The 19,152-nt window shown below is 64.7% G+C and carries 12 protein-coding genes and 1 tRNA gene; 7 read left to right on the top strand and 6 right to left on the bottom strand.

Annotated features, from left to right (window positions below; translation table 11 throughout):
* The first annotated feature begins 62 nt into the window (after positions 1-62).
* From AB0H37_RS00630 to AB0H37_RS00600, 7 genes are all read left to right on the top strand, one after another.
* A complete protein-coding gene (locus AB0H37_RS00630) occupies positions 63-1,358 on the top strand; it encodes an MFS transporter (RefSeq protein WP_360610354.1) in 1,296 nt (431 codons plus the stop codon).
* 1 nt (position 1,359) lies between these two features.
* Positions 1,360-2,994 (top strand): ATP-binding cassette domain-containing protein, encoded by a 1,635-nt coding sequence (locus AB0H37_RS00625; RefSeq protein ID WP_360610352.1) that lies wholly within the window; start codon positions 1,360-1,362, stop codon positions 2,992-2,994.
* A 59-nt stretch (positions 2,995-3,053) separates the two neighbouring features.
* Positions 3,054-3,782, top strand: coding sequence for a 2OG-Fe(II) oxygenase (locus AB0H37_RS00620; RefSeq protein WP_360610350.1), 729 nt, complete (start codon positions 3,054-3,056; stop codon positions 3,780-3,782).
* Positions 3,783-4,300: 518 nt separating this feature from the next.
* Positions 4,301-4,918 carry a Uma2 family endonuclease gene (locus tag AB0H37_RS00615; RefSeq protein ID WP_360610348.1) on the top strand — a complete coding sequence of 206 codons (618 nt, stop codon included), beginning with the start codon at positions 4,301-4,303 and terminating at the stop codon, positions 4,916-4,918.
* A 201-nt stretch (positions 4,919-5,119) separates the two neighbouring features.
* Positions 5,120-5,228: transfer RNA gene (locus AB0H37_RS00610), tRNA-Lys, on the top strand.
* A gap of 547 nt (positions 5,229-5,775) precedes the next feature.
* Positions 5,776-6,375, top strand: a complete 600-nt coding sequence (locus AB0H37_RS00605) for an SLATT domain-containing protein (protein WP_360610346.1) — start codon at positions 5,776-5,778, stop codon at positions 6,373-6,375.
* Between the two features lie 2 nt (positions 6,376-6,377).
* Complete coding sequence (locus AB0H37_RS00600; protein WP_360610344.1) at positions 6,378-7,670, top strand: nucleotidyltransferase; 1,293 nt, start codon at positions 6,378-6,380, stop codon at positions 7,668-7,670.
* A 628-nt stretch (positions 7,671-8,298) separates the two neighbouring features.
* Here the strand turns inward: AB0H37_RS00600 and AB0H37_RS00595 are convergent.
* The 6 genes from AB0H37_RS00595 to AB0H37_RS00570 form a co-directional block, all read right to left on the bottom strand.
* Positions 8,299-9,657, bottom strand: a complete 1,359-nt coding sequence (locus tag AB0H37_RS00595) for a hypothetical protein (protein ID WP_360610342.1) — start codon at positions 9,655-9,657, stop codon at positions 8,299-8,301.
* A 12-nt stretch (positions 9,658-9,669) separates the two neighbouring features.
* A complete protein-coding gene (locus tag AB0H37_RS00590; RefSeq protein ID WP_360610340.1) occupies positions 9,670-12,831 on the bottom strand; it encodes a type I restriction endonuclease in 3,162 nt (1,053 codons plus the stop codon).
* Positions 12,831-14,066, bottom strand: coding sequence for a restriction endonuclease subunit S (locus AB0H37_RS00585; protein ID WP_360610338.1), 1,236 nt, complete (start codon positions 14,064-14,066; stop codon positions 12,831-12,833). Before AB0H37_RS00585 ends, AB0H37_RS00590 begins: the two co-directional genes overlap by 1 nt.
* On the bottom strand, positions 14,063-15,808 hold the full coding sequence (locus AB0H37_RS00580) for a class I SAM-dependent DNA methyltransferase (protein WP_360610336.1): 1,746 nt from the start codon (positions 15,806-15,808) through the stop codon (positions 14,063-14,065). Before AB0H37_RS00580 ends, AB0H37_RS00585 begins: the two co-directional genes overlap by 4 nt.
* A gap of 1,176 nt (positions 15,809-16,984) precedes the next feature.
* Positions 16,985-18,655, bottom strand: coding sequence for a site-specific integrase (locus tag AB0H37_RS00575; RefSeq protein ID WP_360610335.1), 1,671 nt, complete (start codon positions 18,653-18,655; stop codon positions 16,985-16,987).
* Positions 18,652-18,912, bottom strand: coding sequence for a DNA-binding protein (locus tag AB0H37_RS00570; protein WP_360610332.1), 261 nt, complete (start codon positions 18,910-18,912; stop codon positions 18,652-18,654). Before AB0H37_RS00570 ends, AB0H37_RS00575 begins: the two co-directional genes overlap by 4 nt.
* Between the last annotated feature and the right edge of the window lie 240 nt (positions 18,913-19,152).

Genomic DNA, 19,152 nt, shown 5'->3' with positions numbered 1-19,152 from the left:
CGCACCGTACGACCAGAGCACCACAGCGGGTGTTGCGCACGCGATTGCAAAGGAACTCTGATATGCGCCGGTCCTCCCTCGCGGGAACGGGCTTCCACCGAATTTGGGCTGCTGAGTCGGTCTCCCTGGCGGGCACCCAGATCAGTTTTTTCGCCCTGCCATTGGTGGCCGTGATCTCCCTGCACGCGGACGCCTTCGACATGGGCCTACTCGGCGCCTGCGGCTCGCTGGCCGTACTGTTCCTCGGTCCGTCGATCGGGGTATGGGCCGACCGGTGGGAACGACGCACAACAATGATCGTCGCGAACCTCGTCCGCTGCCTCCTGCTGGCCGCCGTACCCGCGGCCTGGCTCCTCGGCGAACTGAGCCTGCCGTTGCTGCTCGTGGTCGCATTCGGAGTCGGCGGTCTTTCCTTACTCTTCGACAGCGCCATGGCGTCCTACGTTCCGGCGCTTGTCGGCAAGGACCGGCTGATACCAGCCAACTCGTGGATGCAGAGCAGTGCCTCGGTTTCCGAGACCGCCGGTCCGGGCCTCGCCGGCGTCATCGTCCAGATCCTCGGTGCGCCTCTGGCCGTGGCCGTGGACGCACTCAGCTACCTCGCCAGCACCTTCGCGCTCGTCACCTCTCCCCGCAAGGTCGGCGAAGGCGGCGACGAACATGGCGAGGAGGGCCACTGGCAGGCCATCCGGCATGGACTGCGGACGGTGCTCCGGGACCCGGTGCAGCGCCCGCTGGTTCTGGCCGCAGCCCATTTCAACTTCTTTACGGCGATATTCTTCACCCTCTACATCCTGTACCTGGTTCGCTCGCTCGGATTCAGCCCCCTGCTGATCGGCTTGCTCAACGTCGCGGGCGGGGCGGCCGGGCTCGCCGGCGCCGCGATCAGCGCCCGGCTCGCCGGACGCTTCGGCTACGGTCCGGTGCTCGCCGTCACCTACGCGCTGCCCGGCGGTGCCGGGCTCTTGTTTCCGCTGGCCGGCCAGGTAGACCTCGTGCCCGGCGCAGTCTTCGTCACCTTGTCCAATGCCGTGTGGTCAGGGGCCGTGGTGATCAACCTCATCCTCAGCGAATCGGTCAAGCAAGCCGTGGTGCCCCACGCCTATCTGGGCCGCGCTACCTCCATCATCAAGTTCGTCAGCTTCGGCGTGGAGCCCATCGGCGCACTGGTCGCTTCCGGGCTGGTCGCACTGGGCCTGGGCCTTGCCGGCACCCTGCTCCTGGCGTCGGTCGGCCTCGGCGCCAGTTGCCTGTGGGTCATCGCCGCCGGAGTGCACCGGCTGCGCCAGGTGGCCGTTCCGGCAGAGCCCGATCAAGGCGCCCCCCTCCCGGTCCCTACCACCGGCAAGGAGCTCTGACATGGGGTTCATTGATGTGCATAACGTGAGTTACGCCCTGTCCGATGGCCGAGTCCTCTTCCAGGAGGTCTCCTTCCAGGTGGGCGAGGGCAGTAAGACCGCCCTCATTGGCGCTAACGGCACCGGCAAGACCACGCTGCTGCGTATGATCGCCGGCGACCTCAAACCCACTGAAGGCGCTGTCACGCACAAGGGCGGCCTTGGCGTCATGCGCCAGTTCATCGGCTCAGTGCGGGACGAGACGGAAATTCGCGACCTGCTGCTGGATCTTTCCGCGCCTGCCGTCCGCAACGCCGGTCGAGCCCTCGCTCGAGCCGAAATGGCGATGCTGGAGCGCGACGAGGAATCGACACAAATGGCCTACGCTCAAGCCTTGGTCGACTGGGGGGACGCCGGCGGCTACGAAGCCGAGACCATGTGGGACAAGTGCACCGTCCAAGCACTCGGCATGCCCTTCGAGCACTGCCAGTATCGGAAGGTCGCGGAGCTGTCCGGTGGCGAGCAAAAGCGCTTGGCGCTGGAAGTGCTGCTTCGCGGCCCGCATGGCGTCCTGCTGCTCGACGAGCCGGACAACTACCTTGATGTACCCGGCAAGCGGTGGCTGGAGACGGAGCTGGCGAGCACGTCCAAGACCGTGCTGCTCGTCAGTCATGACCGCGAGCTGCTCTCCAACACGGTCACCCGCCTGGTCACCCTTGAGGCGCACGGAGCTTGGGTTCATGGTGGTGCGAACAGCAAGAGCACCTGGTCGACTTACCCGGAGGCCCGCCAGGCCCGGCTGGAGCGCACCGCCGAGCTTCACCGGCGCTGGGACGAGGAGCACGAACGGCTCCGGCAGCTCGTCTTCACCCTGCGCGAGCAGGCCAAGATCAGTGCAGCGATGGGCGCCAAGCTCGCTGCGACCGAGACCCGGCTGGCCCGCTTCGAGCGAGGGCCGCGGCCGGCGGAGCTGCCCGTCAGCCAGAAGGTCGTCATGCGGCTTCGTGGCGGCCGCACCGGTGTGCGGGCCCTGGTCTGTGAAGGCTTGGAACTGACCGGCCTGATGAAGCCGTTCGATCTGGCGGTGGACTACGGCGAGCGGGTCGGCGTCATCGGCTCCAACGGATCTGGTAAGTCGCACTTCCTCCGCCTGCTCGCCGGACAACCGGTGAACCACACGGGAACCGCCCGGCTCGGTTCCCGCGTCGTGCCGGGCTGGTTCGCGCAGACGAACGAACAACCCGAACTCCTCGGCCGTACCTTGGTCGAGCTTCTGAACCGCGGTGACGGCGGCCGGCAAGGCATGGACCGCGGGGCTGCCATCGGAGGGCTGCGCCGGTACGAACTGGACGCAGCCGCCGACCAGCGCTTCGAGTCGCTCTCCGGAGGACAGCAGGCCCGCTTTCAGATTCTGCTGCTGGAACTCTCGGGCTGCACGATGCTCCTGCTGGACGAGCCGACCGACAACCTGGATCTGGTGTCCGCGGAGGCCCTCGAAGCGGGTCTACGCGCATTCGAAGGTACCGTTCTCGCCGTCACTCACGACCGCTGGTTTGCGCGGGAATTTGACCGATTCGTGGTGTTCGGATCCGACGGTCGAATCTATGAGACTGCCGAACCCGTTTGGGATGAGACGCGAGTTATCAGGCCCCGGTGAACCGGAGTTGGCTGCCACACCAAACTAGCTTCACCCAACCGACAAAGGAAGGATTCAAAATGCCAACCACCAATGCGCAGAACACCGCCGACGCTGCGAAGTCGGAGGCCGTGGCGTACCGCAGGCGGGTCATCGACCTCCTGACAGGTGACGCCATCCGTACCGCAGTCGCGGAAATGCGGCCCGGCGGCGAGAGCGTGCTCACCACTATTCCTCTGCTGTCGCCGGAGTTGGCTGCCTATTTTCACCTCAGCATGCAGGAACAGCAGGCCTGGGCAATGGAGAAGTGGCTGATCCTGCCTGACGAATCTGTGCGCATATGCAACGACGAGGAGTTTGCAGCGGCGCCGCCGGAACAACGCTTCTCCTATAACGACTGCCTGCGTAAGTTGCCGCGGGACGCCTACCCAGTGCGAGCGCTGTTCTCCGCGGTGGAGAGCCCTGAGGTGGCTGCCGCCCTAGGCCAGGCGTACGGGGCGCCACTCGGTGCGAGGGGCGTCGGTATGAACCGCTACTCCAAGGGCCACTTCCTGCGACGGCACTCGGACATTTTCGACGACCGACACTTCGCGATGATCTTCTTCCTGTCTGGTGGCTGGACACTGGGCGATGGAGGGGAACTGGTGGTGGAGGCAAACAGCGGCGCCGCTCAGATCGCCTACCCGATCCAAGGACATGTGGCGCTGGTGCGATTCGGTCCTGGCCATCACCATCAGGTGTGCCAAACCATCTCGAATACCTGGGTCCGCTACAACCTTGGGGCGCACTTCGGCACACCCACTGCCTAACTACCTACGGCGGCACCGCCGTTGGCCGACGGGCACGGTATAGCGAGATGGCACGGACGCACACGGAAAGAGACAGATGCAGTACAGCACACTGGGCAGGTCATCCTGAAGGAGCGGGGCCGGTCAAGTGGTGACCTGTGGTGCGCGGGATCAGGAAGGGAGACCGCGACCTTCGATCCTCGGTACTCAGCGGTGTCGCCGAGGTGCTCGATGACGAGTTCGCCGCCGGTGTGCACTGATGGCAGCGTCACCACCAAGGTCCGGACCCTGGGTGTCGTCCTTCTCGGAGTCCTGGTGGGTGACGAAGAACTGGCCGGTCTCGTACAGGAGCATCGAGTGCAAATCCGGGGTGAGTTCGCAGTGCGCCAGCAACCCCAGACCATCACGAATCACCGCGAGTGCGGCATCGAAGGCCTCGGTCCACTCGACACTCCCGGCTTTCGCCCAGCAAGTATGATGACCTGGTTGAGTCCACCGACCCCCGCCACCGTCCGGTGGCCGGACCTGGCAGGAAGTCGATGACCACGGCTGAGCCTTCTCCTTCGCGACATGTCGCCCTGGAGGAGTTTCTGGCGACTGATCCGCACGCGTTCGGGGCGCGGTACGAGATCGTCGACGGTCTGGTCGTGCACGCGATGGCGCAGTCTCCTGCGCATGACCGGGTGGTGCGCCGTCTGGCGGATGCGCTGGAGCGAGCGATCGACCCGGACGGGCCTTGTCGTGAGGTCAACTCTGACACCGCCGTGCGACTGGCGGACGGCGGTTCGGTTGACGCTTCCCGAAGGCTCAACGTCCGCTTCCCGGACGTGATGGTGCGTGACTCCTCTGAACCCTATGACGCCGCAACGGTGTCTTCAGGAGCGCTACTGGTCGTCGAAGTCACCTCGGAAGGAACCATCGACGCCGACACGACCATCAAGCGCCGGTTGTACGCCCGAGCGGGAATCCCGACCTACCTGATCGTCTACTTCGACAAGGACTGGGAAACGATCAGCGAGGTCGAGGAACTACGTCTGGACTGGTCGGGTGTCCGTTACGCTCCGTATCAGGTGCACCGTGATGCCCTCGTGCTGACCCAGCCGGTCTCGCTGGCGGTCACGTTCACCGATCTTCAACGGCGACTGCCCCGACGGTAAGCGCCGTCCGGTCAGGCCGGCATCAGAGACCCTGCTCTGGCACCTGAACCCGGGCCTGCGCATCCCGATGATCCCATACGCACAGGGCGGGCAGGCCCCCGACGAGGGAGCGCAAGATCGTCAAAGACCGTGTCGGCTCGTTGTCGGCTCGGCGGTTTCGAAACGGATCGACACGCGGCGGCATTTGCCGACATATAAGTTGGGCTCGATGCGGACAGGCTGGCACAAAATGACACCCAGAACACCATCCTGATACGACAATTTCGGACTTTTAATCCGTAGGTTGTGGGTTCGAGTCCCACGCGACCCACCTAGCCCGACCAGGGCAAACACAAAAGATGCCTGGTTCGTCCCCTGCCGGACATGCCCCGGTTCGTCCCCGTGGCTGCTCGATAGCTGCTCGGCGGCCCGATCCGGGCTCTAGATCCGCCCTGGTAGTGCTCCGAAACCGGGGACTCGTCACCCCCTCAAGCCGGTCATGGCGCCCACAGAGCCGGCGATCAGACCCACCAGAGCAGTAAGCAACGCACTGCCGTCGGCGTGAGTCCGCAGGCACGTATCCCGGTGCAGGCGGCACCATCGAGCGCTTCCCACCAAGCCGCCCTAAGGAGCAGTCGCAATCAAGAACGTGACACTGGTGATGGCACGGCTCCGGCGCGTGGCCAGATTGCCCGGCTCCCGCTCCGAGGACGCAAGGCAATGCGGGATCTGACCTGAGCCTGCACCTCGGTGAGCCGACGTTCGCGCCGCTTCGATTGTCGGAGGTCACCGTCATACTCAGAGCCTGTGCACTGCGGAGTCGGCAGGCCGATTGACTGCTGACTGGTGCACCTACCCGAGAGTCGAGTGATCGGAGCGTGTTGAACGAGGAGCCGGAAGCGGCGCCCGACTGCGATCCTTACCTGCTCGCGCAAGTGCGCGAAGCATTCGGGCGAGTGGTGTACAGCCACAAGACGCACGAGAAGCAGGCAGACATTTGTTTCCGCCGCCACAGGCTGCAGCATGCCGCGCTGACCGTCCTCACGGCGATCGGCTCCGGCACCTTCCTGGCCGCGGTGGTCGGCGCACTGGGGAACCCGGCGCTGACCAGCCTCACGACCTCGTTCATCGCGCTCCTGGTCACTGCCATGAGCCTCGGCGCGAAGACCTTCAAGTTCGAGGAGGAGTCCGACGCCCACCGCGGGATCGCCTCTCGGCTGTGGGACGTCCGGGAGTCCTACATCTCGCTCATCACCGACCTGATGTCCGGCACCGCCTCCGACGCGGAGGCCAGGGAACGCCGCGACAAGCTCCAGCGGGCCACGCGCGACGCCTACACCGACGCGCCCAGGACGAGCCCGAAGGCCTTCGAGCGGGCCAGCGAGGGACTGCAGCGCCACGAGGAGATGACGTTCACCTCCCGCGAGATCGACCTCTTCCTCCCCGAGGTGCTCCGGCTCGACGAAGGCGAGGGTTGATCATGAAGACCTCGGAGATCTTCGACACGCTGCTCGAAAACCTCAAGGTCGGCGATGCCGTCGCCGCGGTCGCCTCCCGCAGGGACGAGATCACAAAAGCGTTGAACAAGGACTTCAGGGCCAAGGACGGATGCACTGACTACAGACTCATGGTGGGCTCATACGGCAGGCACACCGCCGTCAGGGGCGTGTCGGACCTGGACATGATCTTCATACTCCCGCCCTGGCTCCGCTCCGCCTACGCCAGCGACACAGGCCCGCGGAGGATCCTCAACAGAGTCAGGGACGACCTGAAGGCGCGCTACCCCAAGACTGACATCCGCGTCGACCAGTGCGTCGTGCGGGTGAAGTTCACCAGCAACGCCTTCAAGTTCGAGGTCCAGCCGGCCTTCCAGAACGACGACGGCAGCTTCGACTACCCGGACACGGTCGCCGAGAGCTGGAAGGTCACCAAGCCGCGCGCCGAGATCAGCGCGACCAAGGAGTGCAACGACCGCACCTCGACGAACATGCGCCACCTGGCGAGGTTGACCCGAGCGTGGAAGAACGCGAACGGAGTGAACATGGGCGGCCTGCTCATCGACACCCTGGTACACAGGTTCTTTTCACAGACCGACGACTACGACTCGGCGGGGACGGGCTCGTTCGACCTCATGGTTCGCGACTTCTTCGAGCTCCTCAAGGACGAGCCCGACCAGGAGTACTACCTCGCGCTAGGCAGCAACCAGCGCGTGAAGGTCAAGGCCCGGTTCCAGCCGAAGGCCAAGAAGGCGTACAACAAGGTCCTTGAGGCGATCGCAGACGAGGGCAAGGCCGCCGCCAACAAGAAGTGGCGCGAGGTCTTCGGGATGTCCGTGCCGCTGGCCGTCAGCGAGGCGTCCCGGGCGTTCAGGGACACCGAGCAGTTCATTGAGGACCTGTACCCGGTCGACATCACGGAGTCGGTCGACATCGACTGCGAGGTCACGCAGAGCGGCTGGAGGCCGACCAGGCTGCGGGAGATGCTGCGCACCAGGGCGCCGCTCAGGGCGGACAAGAGCCTGAAGTTCATCGTTACCAGCTGCAGCGTCGAGCCGCCATACACACTGAAGTGGAAGGTGCTGAACCGCGGCCCGGAGGCCGAGCGTCGGAACATGGTCCGAGGCCAGATCGTCGACGCGAGCCGTCCGAACACCCGGGTGGAGCACTCCGACTTCAGAGGCGACCACGTCGTGGAGTGCTTCGTCGTCAAGGACGGCGTCGTCGTCGCTCGCGACCGCATCGACGTGCCGATCAGCAACACGAGGGGGACGTAGCCTCGTCCCTCGTTTCGGGGCGTCGGTACCCCAGCCTCGCCTCCGGCCCGGGCGGTGGAACCACCTGGCTGGCTCCTCGGCCCCAATCGGCACGCGTAGGATTCCGTCGGGAACGCGCCCAGTAGTGTTGGTCGTGCGCCATCACCACAACGAACTCGACGATCCTCGCCGCACGGATCCTGTGCGTTTCCTCGACGTCAGTCGGCTGGAATTCGATGCGCTCGAGGTCGGCGAGCAGCGACTCGTCGTCCGCGTGCTCCCGCAGCGGGTCAGCCTGCTGGGCGATCGCCTCCGCACTCGACCGTTCATGACGCCCCTGGCCGAGCGATCCGGGTCGGCCGCGTCCAGGCGTCTGGTGGTGGCCGTGCCTCCGCGGTCGCTTTCGTGTGGCCTCGTCGGTCGACGCCGTGTGGCCGCCGTGGTCGACAGGGACCGTGGGCTGCCAGAAAAACGCCAGCGGCTCGTCATCGCTGACCTCGAGGCCGTGACGGCCCCGCCGCGCGAGAGCGTTCCGCCTGGAGGTCGCCGCCGAGCAGTCGCCATCCCTCTCGGAAGAAGCGGATCTTGTCGTCGGCGTTCACCGCCCATTCTCCTGTCCACGGCTGACTGGACGGTCAGGTTCGTGGCGTCAGTCTCCGCTGAGGAACACCGCTTTGAACAGGTCGACTGCGTCGATGAGTTCCCCAGTCGGCACCCGGAACTCGCCGCTGGTCACGGCATCGTTGCCGTCCTCGGTGAGTGCCCAGGTGACTTCCACTGAGCTGGCCTGGGGATCTCTCGTGGTGATCACGTAGTCGTCCTGGTCGCTCGTCCATGGCACGTTCGGACGGAACGACTCCGGAGTGAGCACGACTTCGGCGTCCTCGCCGCGATTGCTCCAAGCTACGGGGTAGTCGCGTGGGAGGGGTCGGAGGGTGGAGTAGTCGAACGCGGGCTGAAAAGGATCATGCGATCGCAGTACGGGTTCGACTGCCTTCTCGAAGTCGGCGTCGTCCGGATCGAGGTGATCGAGCAGTTCGCAGCCGTGGAAAGTCACGATCAGGTGCGGCTTGGCGACGAACCTGTCCCGGCTGACCACGCGGACACCAGCGCCCGACAGCCCGACGCCCAAGAAGTGCTCGCGACCTTTCGCGATGTGCTCGGTCTTCCCATTCCGCCACGCGACCAAGGCTTCCTCCCGGTCCTTAGCCGACAGCGCTCCTGAGCTTCCGAAGACGCCTGCCAGCCGGAGCGTTGTCAAGGCGAAGGCCTCCTCGGCGGGCTCCGGCTGCTTGCTGAACTGCTCCTCTTCGCAGTCGCGCATGCTCTTCAAGATCTCTTCCACGCGATAGATCCTGGAGATCGAGCCGAGCACTTCAACCTCGAGATCGATCGGCGGCTTCCCGCCGCCGCGGGCGCGTTCGACAAGGCCCAAGACTTCTCCGGAGCGAGCAGGCCTCGTGTTGCTGGAGCCCCGCACGTAAATCGCGCCGTCCTCGAGGTTGTCGCGGCGGTCTTCTCCCTGGAAGTTCTTATGACATGGGAAGATCATTTGACCTTCCTGCGGTGGCTGGGCAATGACGAACAACACCTCTTTGTCGGCGCCCACGCCGATCCTCCCGAACTCGAACGCCGGGAACTGCGGCCCGAGGTAGGGGCGGAGTCGATCCTCGAGTTCATGGGCCTCGGCGCCTCGGGCCACCCCAGACGCTTTGCCTTTCTCTGCCCCAATGACGAGCACTGCATAGCCGTGGAAGTGCCGAGCGGCCTCTTGCGGGCGACGGTTGGCAGCGCCGAGCAGGAACTTGGCGACCTTCGCAATGCCGATCTTGCTCTTGACGTCGAGGCCGCTTTTGACCTCCAGGTAGGTGGTCTCGGCCTCGTCGCCGACAGCGATCACGTGGCCCAGGATGCTCCGGAGGGCACGCTCCCCGAGAGGGACCATCCTGGTGTCCAGTGCGGAGCGCTCGGAGCCCGAGTCGTCGGAGCTCACATGTTCATCAGGCATGGGGGAATTCTCCTATTCACCGCCACTTTCTGTGGTCAGCTCAGAGTCGACCTGCTCGTCGATCGCGGCCTCGTAGAACGCGTCGGCTAGTGCCACGATGACTCCGGGAATCGCAGGGCCGTCGGTGAAGAAGTAGTCAGCCATGGTGTTGTGCGCTTCTTGGTTGTCGGTGATGGCCTGGGTGACGGCGGACTGGAAGTCCTGTGACTCCATGAACTGCTTCTTCGAATTCACCCGTGTCTGCTGGACCAGGTCAGGGTCAGCGAGCAGGCGCTGCACGAGGCCCTGCACGAACTCCCGGATCTGGGACTCGGCGAACGAATCGGCGCCGAAGAGATCGTTCATCTTGTCGATGACGACCTGGAGTGCGACGTACTTCGGCTCCTTCTTGGTGCCGGTGCCTGCTGAGCTGATCGCCTTCAACTCGCCGTCGCCGGTCAGGGAGATGTCGACGGCGATCTTCTTGGTGTGCTTCACCCCGACCAGGACCACGTCGGACAGGTCGACGTCGGCGCTCCAAGAGGATTCGGCGATGACCTTTTCCAGAAGCCGGAGGAAGATCGAGAGCATCTCCATGTACGGGTCGCCGTAGTCGACGATCTGGCTCATGAAGTCGTACAGCCGCACGTAGGTGGAGACGTCCTTGCGGAAGAGGTCAAGGGTGTTGAGCGTGACCTTGTCCTCGGCCTCGATCGCCGCCGCGTAGCGGCGCCGGAAGTCGTGCTGGGCAGGGCTGATCGCCGCCGAGAGCACGTTGTTGCCCTTGCGGGTAACCCACAGCTCGGCGACCTGGCGGACCTGCTCCTCGGTGTAGATCCCCGCCTGGGCGAGCTTGTTCGCCAGGTGGACGACGATGTACGGGTCGGTCTCGGTCTCCAGGGTGGCGTTGGTGAAGTACGGCTCGAACGCGGCCCTGATCTCTTCAGGCTTGTTGGCGAAGTCGATGACGAACGTCTTGGCCTTCTGCTCCCCGCCGGCGGTGCGGTGGGTGCGGTTGAGCCGGGAGAGCGTCTGGACGGCGGTGACCCCGGACAGCTTCTTGTCGACGTACATCGCAGAGAGCAGCGGCTGGTCGAAGCCGGTCTGGAACTTGTTGGCGACCAGCATGATCTTGTACGTGTCGCCCTTGAACGCCGCGGCCAGGTCGGCGCCCGCTCCGGAATTCATGGTGGCCTCGCTGAACTCGTCGCCCTCCGAGGGCGCCGGCCCCCAGTCCTTGCTCCACTGGTCGTTCTCGGTCATCGGCACCGACCCGGAGAACGCGACCAGGGTCCGGTAGTTGTAGGACGTGTCCTTGGCGGCCCGCTTGGCGATGTAGGCGTCGATCGCCTTCTTGTACTTCACCGCGGCCTTGCGGGAGTCGGTGACGACCATCGCCTTCGCCTTGCCCTCCAGCAGGTGGGCGACGTTGGCGTGGAAGTGCTCGACGATGATCTGCACCTTCGGGCTGATGTTGGTCGGGTGCAGCTGCACCCACCGCATCAGCCCCTTGCGCGCTGCCGACTCCTCGACCTTGCCGCCGTCGCCGCTCTCGGCCTTGCCGGCGATCTTCAACGCGGTGTCGTAGGACTGGTAGCCCTTGAGCACGTCGAGGATGTAGCCCTCCTCGATCGCCTGCTTCATCGAGTACAGGTGGAACTCGACCGGCTTGCCGTCCGGCCCCTTGCGGCCGAACAGCTCCAGGGTCTTGTTCTTTGGGGTCGCGGTGAAGGCGAAGTAGGAGATGTTCTCCGACTCGGCCCGCTCGGCCATCTCCGAGGCCAAGACCGCCTCGACGTCGACCGAGCCGCCTTCCTCAATCTCCGTGATCTCCTCGGCGGTCAGGACCTGCCTCAGCTTCGAGGAGATTTGCCCCGACTGTGAGGAATGCGCCTCATCGGCGATGACGGCGAACCGCTTGCCCTTCAGGCCGGAATCGGCCCGAATCTCATCGATCGCGTACGGGAAGGTCTGCACCGTCACCGCGATGATCAACTCGCCGTTCTTCAGTGCCTGGGCCAACAGGCCGGACTTGGACTTCGCACCGGCCTTGCGCACGTCCTCGGGGCTGATTGTCGCGACGATCTTCTTGCTGCCGTCGATCTGCCGGATCGCGTCCTGGAGCTGCCCGTCGAGCACCGTGCGGTCCACGACCACAATAACCGAGTCGAAGACCTTCTCATCGTCGACGTGTAGACGGGCGAGACGGTGCGCCGTCCAAGCGATCGTGTTCGTCTTCCCCGACCCAGCGGAGTGCTCGATCAGGTAGCGCTGGCCGACCCCCTCCACGGCCACTGCGGACACGATGTTCGTGACCGCCTCCCACTGGTGGAACCGGGGGAACAGCATGCTCGTACGGCGCACCGACGTGCCGGTGGCGACGTCCCACTCCTCCTTGGACTCCACGATCATCAGCCGGCCGATGATGTTGAGCCAAGCGTGCTTCTCCCAGACTCGCTCCCACAGGTACGCCGTCGCCGACCTCCCGTCCACACCGGGCGGGTTCCCAGCACCGTCATCGAAGCCGGTGTTGAACGGCAGGAACTGCGTCTTCTCGCCCTCCAGGCGAGTGGTCATCGCGGCAAGATCGTTGGAGACCGCGAAGTGGACCAGCGCCCGGTGACCGAACGACAACAGCGGTTCACGCCGACCGTTCGTCAGCGGGTTGCGGTCCTTGCGATACTGCTGAATCGCTTCGTTCAGCGACTGGGTGAAGTCGGTCTTCAGCTCCACCGTCGCGACCGGGAGCCCGTTGACGAAGAACACCAGGTCGATGCTGCGCTGGTCGGCGGTCGAGAAGTGCACCTGACGCATCACCCGGACCCGCATCGCCGCATACTCGGCGTTCGTCGTCTCGTTCAGCGTCGTCTCGGGCCGGAACTGCGCCATCTTCAACCGGCCACCGCCGATATACTGCACCCCGCCGCGTAGGATATTCAGCATCCCACCGCCGTGCTCCAGCGGCTTGTCCAGAGCCGTCGACAGTACGTCGAGAAACTTTGCCTGCGACCCCGCCGCTTTTAACGCCTTCTCATACGCCGATCTCTGCGTCGTCTCGAGCCACGTGAACAAGTCCTCGGGGAACAGCGCTCGCTCCCGGTCGTAACCACTGTCATTGGCCGAATAAAACCATCCATGATGCGCAAGGTGTTGGCAGATATCAGCCTCGAAGACGACCTCATTATGATCGGCCATCACGCGACCTCACGTACGTCGACCTGACCCGCAACAGCTGCCGTGATGAGTGAGGAGCGACGCTCCCTTGACAGTTCAATGAGCCGTTCGGACTCGAAAATCAGCGAGTCGATCTTCGAGGTTTTCTCGTTGATATAGGTGGCTATGTGACGCTGCTCGTCGGTGTCGTCCGGGGCAGCTACCCGAAGGCTCATAAGCGCCCCGGCTGTCAGCTTGGGCTGCGCAGCTCCGGAAACAACCGTAGTCACATCTAGCACCTCCAGACGATTGGCCCAGAAATCAACGTCACCGCCGGACAACGGGCGGAGAACGTGAGCGTGATTGTTCACCCAGTAGCGCCCCTTCGCCGCGAAAGCGATCGGCGTAGAGCGCATCAGTAGGTTCGCGCCGTCCTCGGACACCAGCACAAGCGGCTCGTCAAACAGGTAATCATCGATATGGTCGATGACCCCTGACGCCCCGTAGTAGTCGATCTCGCCCCGGCGATTAGCGCGTTCCTCGCCGCTCAGAGGCACTCGCTGACTGTCGAGGCTTTCCAGCCACCGCCGGACCGCTTTTACAGTCCAGTGCACCGGGACTCGGCCAAGCGTGGGATCCCCACTGTCACGGAGTTCGACACTTTCATCGACTCCAAAGCAGACGGCATGGGTGACCAGCGCTCTCCGTCGCTCGCGGAGCATCTCGATCAGGCGCTGCTGCTCATCGATGAGCGTATCGATGCGGGCAGTCTCGCGGTCGAGGTAGTTGGCGATAGCGCGCTGATACCCGACGGGAGGCACGATGAGCCGAAACTGCTTCAGCGCTTCACACGTAAGGCCGCCCTTCGTACTTCCGTTCTCCTCGCTGAGACACCGAAGCTCGCTGTAAGCCGCCCTGAGTGACCACAAGAGATATTCCGGAAACCACCGACTCCGATCAGGAGTCACGTACGCAACGTGCTGGTTCAACGTGGCCTCGATGTCGAGGATGGTTGCCATGCCGCGTGTCTTCCCCTGGCCAGTCAGACCTACCAGAACAGAGCCGGGAGCAACAACGGGCAGGTGGCATTCCCGGAGCGCCACGTCAGTCACGAACTGCTCGGCTTGAGTGACACGAGACTCGTTGACGACGGAGCTGTTCAGCCATGGGACGTTCCCGCTGCCCCAATAGATGACGCTATCCCTCCTTGGAGTCGACCCATTGCCGATGCGAGCCGTGCGCCCGAGCTTCTCTATGGGCCAGGACCTGTCCGTCACTGCTCGACCTCCCGCAGCAGATCGAGGATCTTGGCGACCTGCTTCTCCAGGTCAGCGTCGATCTCGGCAAGTGGCCGCGGCGGGACATATTTGTAGAAATGGCGGGTGAAGGGGATTTCGTAGCCGGTCTTGACCTTGCCCCAGTCGATCCAGGCGTCGGGAACGTGCGGCTTCACCTCTTTGTCGAAGTAGGCTTGGATGACCTCGACTTTGCCTGTCACACCGGCCGTTGAGCCGCCGTACATAAACGGAACGATCTCGGTGTCGCGCTTCTTCGAATCCGGTTTCGGCTTCCCCTTGCGGTCGACGGCCGGCTTGTCGTCCTCGTTCAGCAAGGGGCGCTCAACAGTGATCGCCCAGTAGCCGAACTCGTCGTTACGCAGCACCTTCGAGAAGTCGAGGTCGGCGTTGGTGAAGTCGGCGTGCAGTCGGAGGACCTCGGCGCGGTCAGTTTCGCTGAGCTCACGGTTCTTATTGCCGAGGTTCTTGCGCAGCTTTGTCCAGAACGAGGTGCCGTCGATGAGCTGGACCAAGCCCTTGCGGTCGGGCTGCTTGGTGTTGTCGAGGATCCAGATGTAGGTGGCAATGCCGGTGTTGAAGAACATGTTGGTCGGCAGCGCAACGATCGCCTCGACCAGATCGTTCTCCAGCAGCCACCGGCGGATGTTGGACGGACCGGACTCGGCGGCACCGTTGAAGAGTGGCGAGCCATTCATGACGATTCCGGCCCGGCCGCCGCCATCTTCAGGGGCGCGCATCTTGTGCACCAAATGCAGCAGGAACAGCATCTGCCCGTCCGAGGTGGAGGGCAAGCCCGGCGCGAATCGGCCGTACGGCCCCGCCTCGTCACGCTCCTTAGTGACGGCCTTGGCATACTGCTTCCAATCGACGCCGTACGGCGGGTTGGACATGCAGAAGTCGAACTGGCGGCCCTTGAAGGCGTCGTCGGTGAGCGTGTTGCCGAAGGCAATGTTGGATGCGTCGTGGCCCTTGGCGAGGAGGTCGGACTTGCAGATCGCGTACGACTGCGGGTTGTACTCCTGGCCGTACAGCCTCAGCCGAGCGTCCGGATTCTGCGCGAGCAGGTGTTCCTCAGCCAGGGCGAGCATGCCACCGGTGCCGGCAGTGGGGTCGTAGAGCGTGCGGACAATCCCGGCCTCAGTCAGGTCGGCGTCCTGCTCGGCGAACAGCAGGTCGACCAGCAGCCGGATCGCATCCCGCGGCGTGTAATGATCACCGGAGGTCTCGTTCGCCGCCTCGTTGAACTTGCGGATGATGTACTCGAACGCGTCCCCCATGTCGGCGTTGGACACGACATCGGGGTGAAGGTCGACGGCGCCGAAGGACTTCACGATCTCGCGAAGGAGACCGGCCTTCTCCAGGGCGATGATCTCCTTCTTGAAGTCGAAGTACTCGAATACATCGACGTCAGCGGAGAACCGGTCGACGTAGTCGACGAGGTTGTCTTCGAGCCCGTCCGCGTCCTGCAGCAGGTTGGCGAAGCTGTACTTCGAGGTGTTGTAGAACGGACGGCCGGTGGCCTTCTTGACCTCGATCCGGAGCCGGTTCGGGTTCTCGTATGCCGCAGCCAGGTCCCGGACGGTCTCGCGGTCCGGCTCCAGGATGCAGTCTAGCCGCCGAAGGATCGTGAACGGCAGGATCACGTTCCCGTACTGGTTGGGGCGGTAGGGACCCCGAAGCTGGTCAGCGATCGACCAAATAAAACTACCGAGCGTGCTCACAAGGCTCCTCACGAGAATCACTCAACATGCATGGCTACGCCAGCCCTACTGGGTAGTCACTCCCCCACAAGGCAACATACGTCCGCTGACGGGGCGTCATGAAGCCATCCTCGCGCGCCCCGGTCTCACGTAGGCGGTGAGTCAAGCGGAATGTTAGGCCTGCCCGCACCGTAGCGGAGGGGGCCGACACAGAACGGCGCAACGAAGGATTAGGCAGGTTCCGGCGAACTCCGCCTCGGATAGGCCGTCCATCCTCGACGACGTTGCCGATCGTAGGTCTCGCCCCCGCAGCCCGGGCGTAAGGCCCTGGTCGGTGGAGATGACGAGCTTGGTCGAGTCCTTCATAACGACAAAAGCTCTCCCCGAGACTGCGTCGCACCGTCACGCACAGGCTGCGGCTAGAGCTTCTCGTCGAGCAGTCGCAGCTGGCGCTGTCCGTTCCATCTTTCAGTTCCCCCATGACGGCGGGGCTGATTGCGACGTTGACACTACTCTTGGTAGTCACGGTGGGTGATGAACGATCTCTCATCAGCCACTGGGGCGCGTGCCCCCGCAGATCCGGACGAACCGTGGCGCGTGAAGCCCCGCCGTAGGCATCGACGCCGTCCGGAACGGTGCCGCCGGTGGCTGTTCCCGCTAGTGGCAGGCGTCCTTGGCGCGGCCTGCACTGTCGCGATACTGCAGTTCAGGGGGTCGTCAGCTTCAGAGCCGACGCACCCGACGCAGGGCACGGGGGCGGGAGATGCCGGGATGCAGCACGGCGCGAGTCCGGCTCCGTCCGCCGTTGGCCAGCGACCGGCGCCTGCGGAATCAGGGCATGCCGCTCCTCGCCGGAAACCTTCCGGTAATGGCCGGGGCCCGCGCGCCGTAGATGAGCCTGCTGCCAGACCACGCCTTGGGATAGCGGCCCAGCAGACACCGAAGGCCAGGGCCCCACGGCCGCGCCCGACTGAACATCACGAACACGGTAGGCCGCAGCACGGGCGCTCGCACGCTCCGCAACACACTCGTAAGCCCCGGAAGGTGCACCAGCCGCCGGCGTGGGTCACTGGCGAGTGCCGTCGCCGGTTCCCGCACGACGGCACCCGCCAGTCAGCCTGCGTCGCCGCTTTGAAGGGCTACTTCAAGTGACCGCAAGCCTCTGATGATCGGTCTTAACATCGATCAGCGGATGTGTTAGTCCGAACGCGGGGGTGCGGAGTCGCCGGATCGCGCCCTTCCGGGTTCGGTGCCGGACCGTATGTGGTCGGGCAGGACCACGACGGTCTTGCAGTGGCGCTTGGGCGTAGGCCGGTCGGCGTTCAGGATGATGGCGGCGGCGTCTTCGGCCGATTGCCTGGCCAGTTGCGGGAGCAGGCTGGTGTAGGTGTCGGCGGCGATGGTGATCGAGGACAGTCGCAGTGTCTCCTGGACGACCTTCATGTCGTATCCGGCGGCGAGTAGGAAGGTCGCGGCGCCATGGCGTAGGTCGTGCAGCCGGATCGGCGGCAGTCCGGCTTCCATGGACAGTTGCTCGAACTGCTCGGTGACTTCGGCCGGGTTGACCGGCTCTCCGGTGGGTGCGGTGAAGACGTATCCGGTTTCGGTCCAGGCGTCTCCGGCTGCGAGGCGCTCGGTGTTCTGCCGGGCCTTGTGGGCCCGTAGTTCTCTGATGGTGGCGGTGTCGAGGCTGACGGAAGCCTCTCCGGCCTCGGTCTTGGGTTTGCCCTCGAAGGTCTCGGCGCCGATCTGGGTGATCTGCCACCGGATCGCCGCGGTTGCGTTGCGCAGGTCGAGGTCGACCCAGCGCAGGCCGCAGGATTCGCCTCGTCGTAGGCCGCGGAACGCGATCAGGTGGTACTGGGCATACAGCCGGTGACCGCGTGCCCGGTCGAGGAACTTTCTGGTGAGCGCTGGGGTCCACACCATGACCGGAGATGGGCGTGGGGCACCGATGTAGGCGTCCAGCCGATTGATCTTCTCCCCGATCCGCTTGTGCGGCTCCAGCTTGGACATGTGCTTGCGGCGGGCGTTCATCTTCTCGATGTGGGCGACGAAGTCGCTCTCCCACGCGGTGACGCGTTCGTCGGTCCACACCAGCGCCTTGGGCGCCTTCCCTGACGGCAGCTCGACCAGGGCGGCGACGTTGACCTCGATGAGGCGCTGCTGGATCGCCTTGTTGAGCGCGGACCGCAACGTGGCGCGGATGCGCTGCTTGGTCGCCGGGCCGACGACCCGGCGGCCTTTGACCATGGCGCGCAGCTTCAGGTCACCGGATTCGCGTGCCTGGATGATGCGTTCGTTGAGTTCGTCGATCGTCTCGAACACCGCGTCGACGTGACCGACACGGAGCCGCTCCAGCAGAATCGGCCCCAGGATCGGCGCCAGATAGAGACGGATGTGGCTGGCGTAACTTCGGCGGGTCCCCTCACGCAGGCCCTTACGCCCGGCCAGCCACTCCTCCAGGTACTCCGCCACGGTGATCGAGCGGCCCAGGTCCTGTCCGGTGCGGACCCTCTTGCGGACCTGTTCGGGCGCCGGGAGCACGCGGGTCTTTCGGAGCGTGGCGACGATCAGGTCAGCGATCTGGATCTGGATCGTCAGGTCGTCCCCGGCGATGGCCAGCAGTTCCTTGGCCCTGTCCATCTGCTGCAGCGCGTCATCTTGCGTGGTGAAGCCCGCGCGGCGCAGCGGCGCACGCCGCGTTCCGGTGGCGGTGGGCGGGAGTTCGAGCTGGTACTTCCAAGAGCCATGAGTGCTGCTCCAGCGCCCATTGCCGCGCCGTAGTTTCGGGCAGTCCTTTCCGTAACGCTTGCCGTGCTCGTCACGGCAAGCGCAGGTCTTGATAATGCTTCCTTTGGCGGTCATTCAGCCTCTTCTCGCGATGTCGGCTGCCCGCCGGAACACGGCTGGCCGTGGGTGTCGCAGGCGAGGCCGAGGACGGTGAGCAGGTCGGCTGTGCCTACCCGGTAGCTGTGGCCGACCCGCAGCACCCGGCAAGGGAACTGGCCTGAGCGCGCGAGTTGGTAGGCCTTGGTGCGTCCGACCCCGACGATCCGTCCCGCGGTCACCAGGTCGATGGTGGCGGGCAGCGTACGGATTTCCGCGGCGGTCAACCCCTTCACCGCACCTCCCCCGCAGGCCGCTCCGTGCAGTGGCGCGAAGGCCGCCGCACGCGGTGTCGGGTGGTGTGGTCATGGTCGTCCTCCAGCGGATCGGTACCGCCCCGGCGGGATCGGCGCGGCGCACCCTGCGGACGCCCACACCGGTTCAATCCGGAGCGCCGGTATGGACGCTTGTCTCCGTTTCGGTGGTCAAGCCACAGCCGCCCCGACACGGCCGGATGCTTCAGGAGGGTGACCGGC

This window comes from Actinomadura sp. NPDC023710 (assembly GCF_040639875.1).
GTDB classification, from domain to species: Bacteria; Actinomycetota; Actinomycetes; order Streptosporangiales; family Streptosporangiaceae; genus Spirillospora; species Spirillospora citrea.
This window is presented reverse-complemented; position numbering and strand designations above follow the sequence as displayed.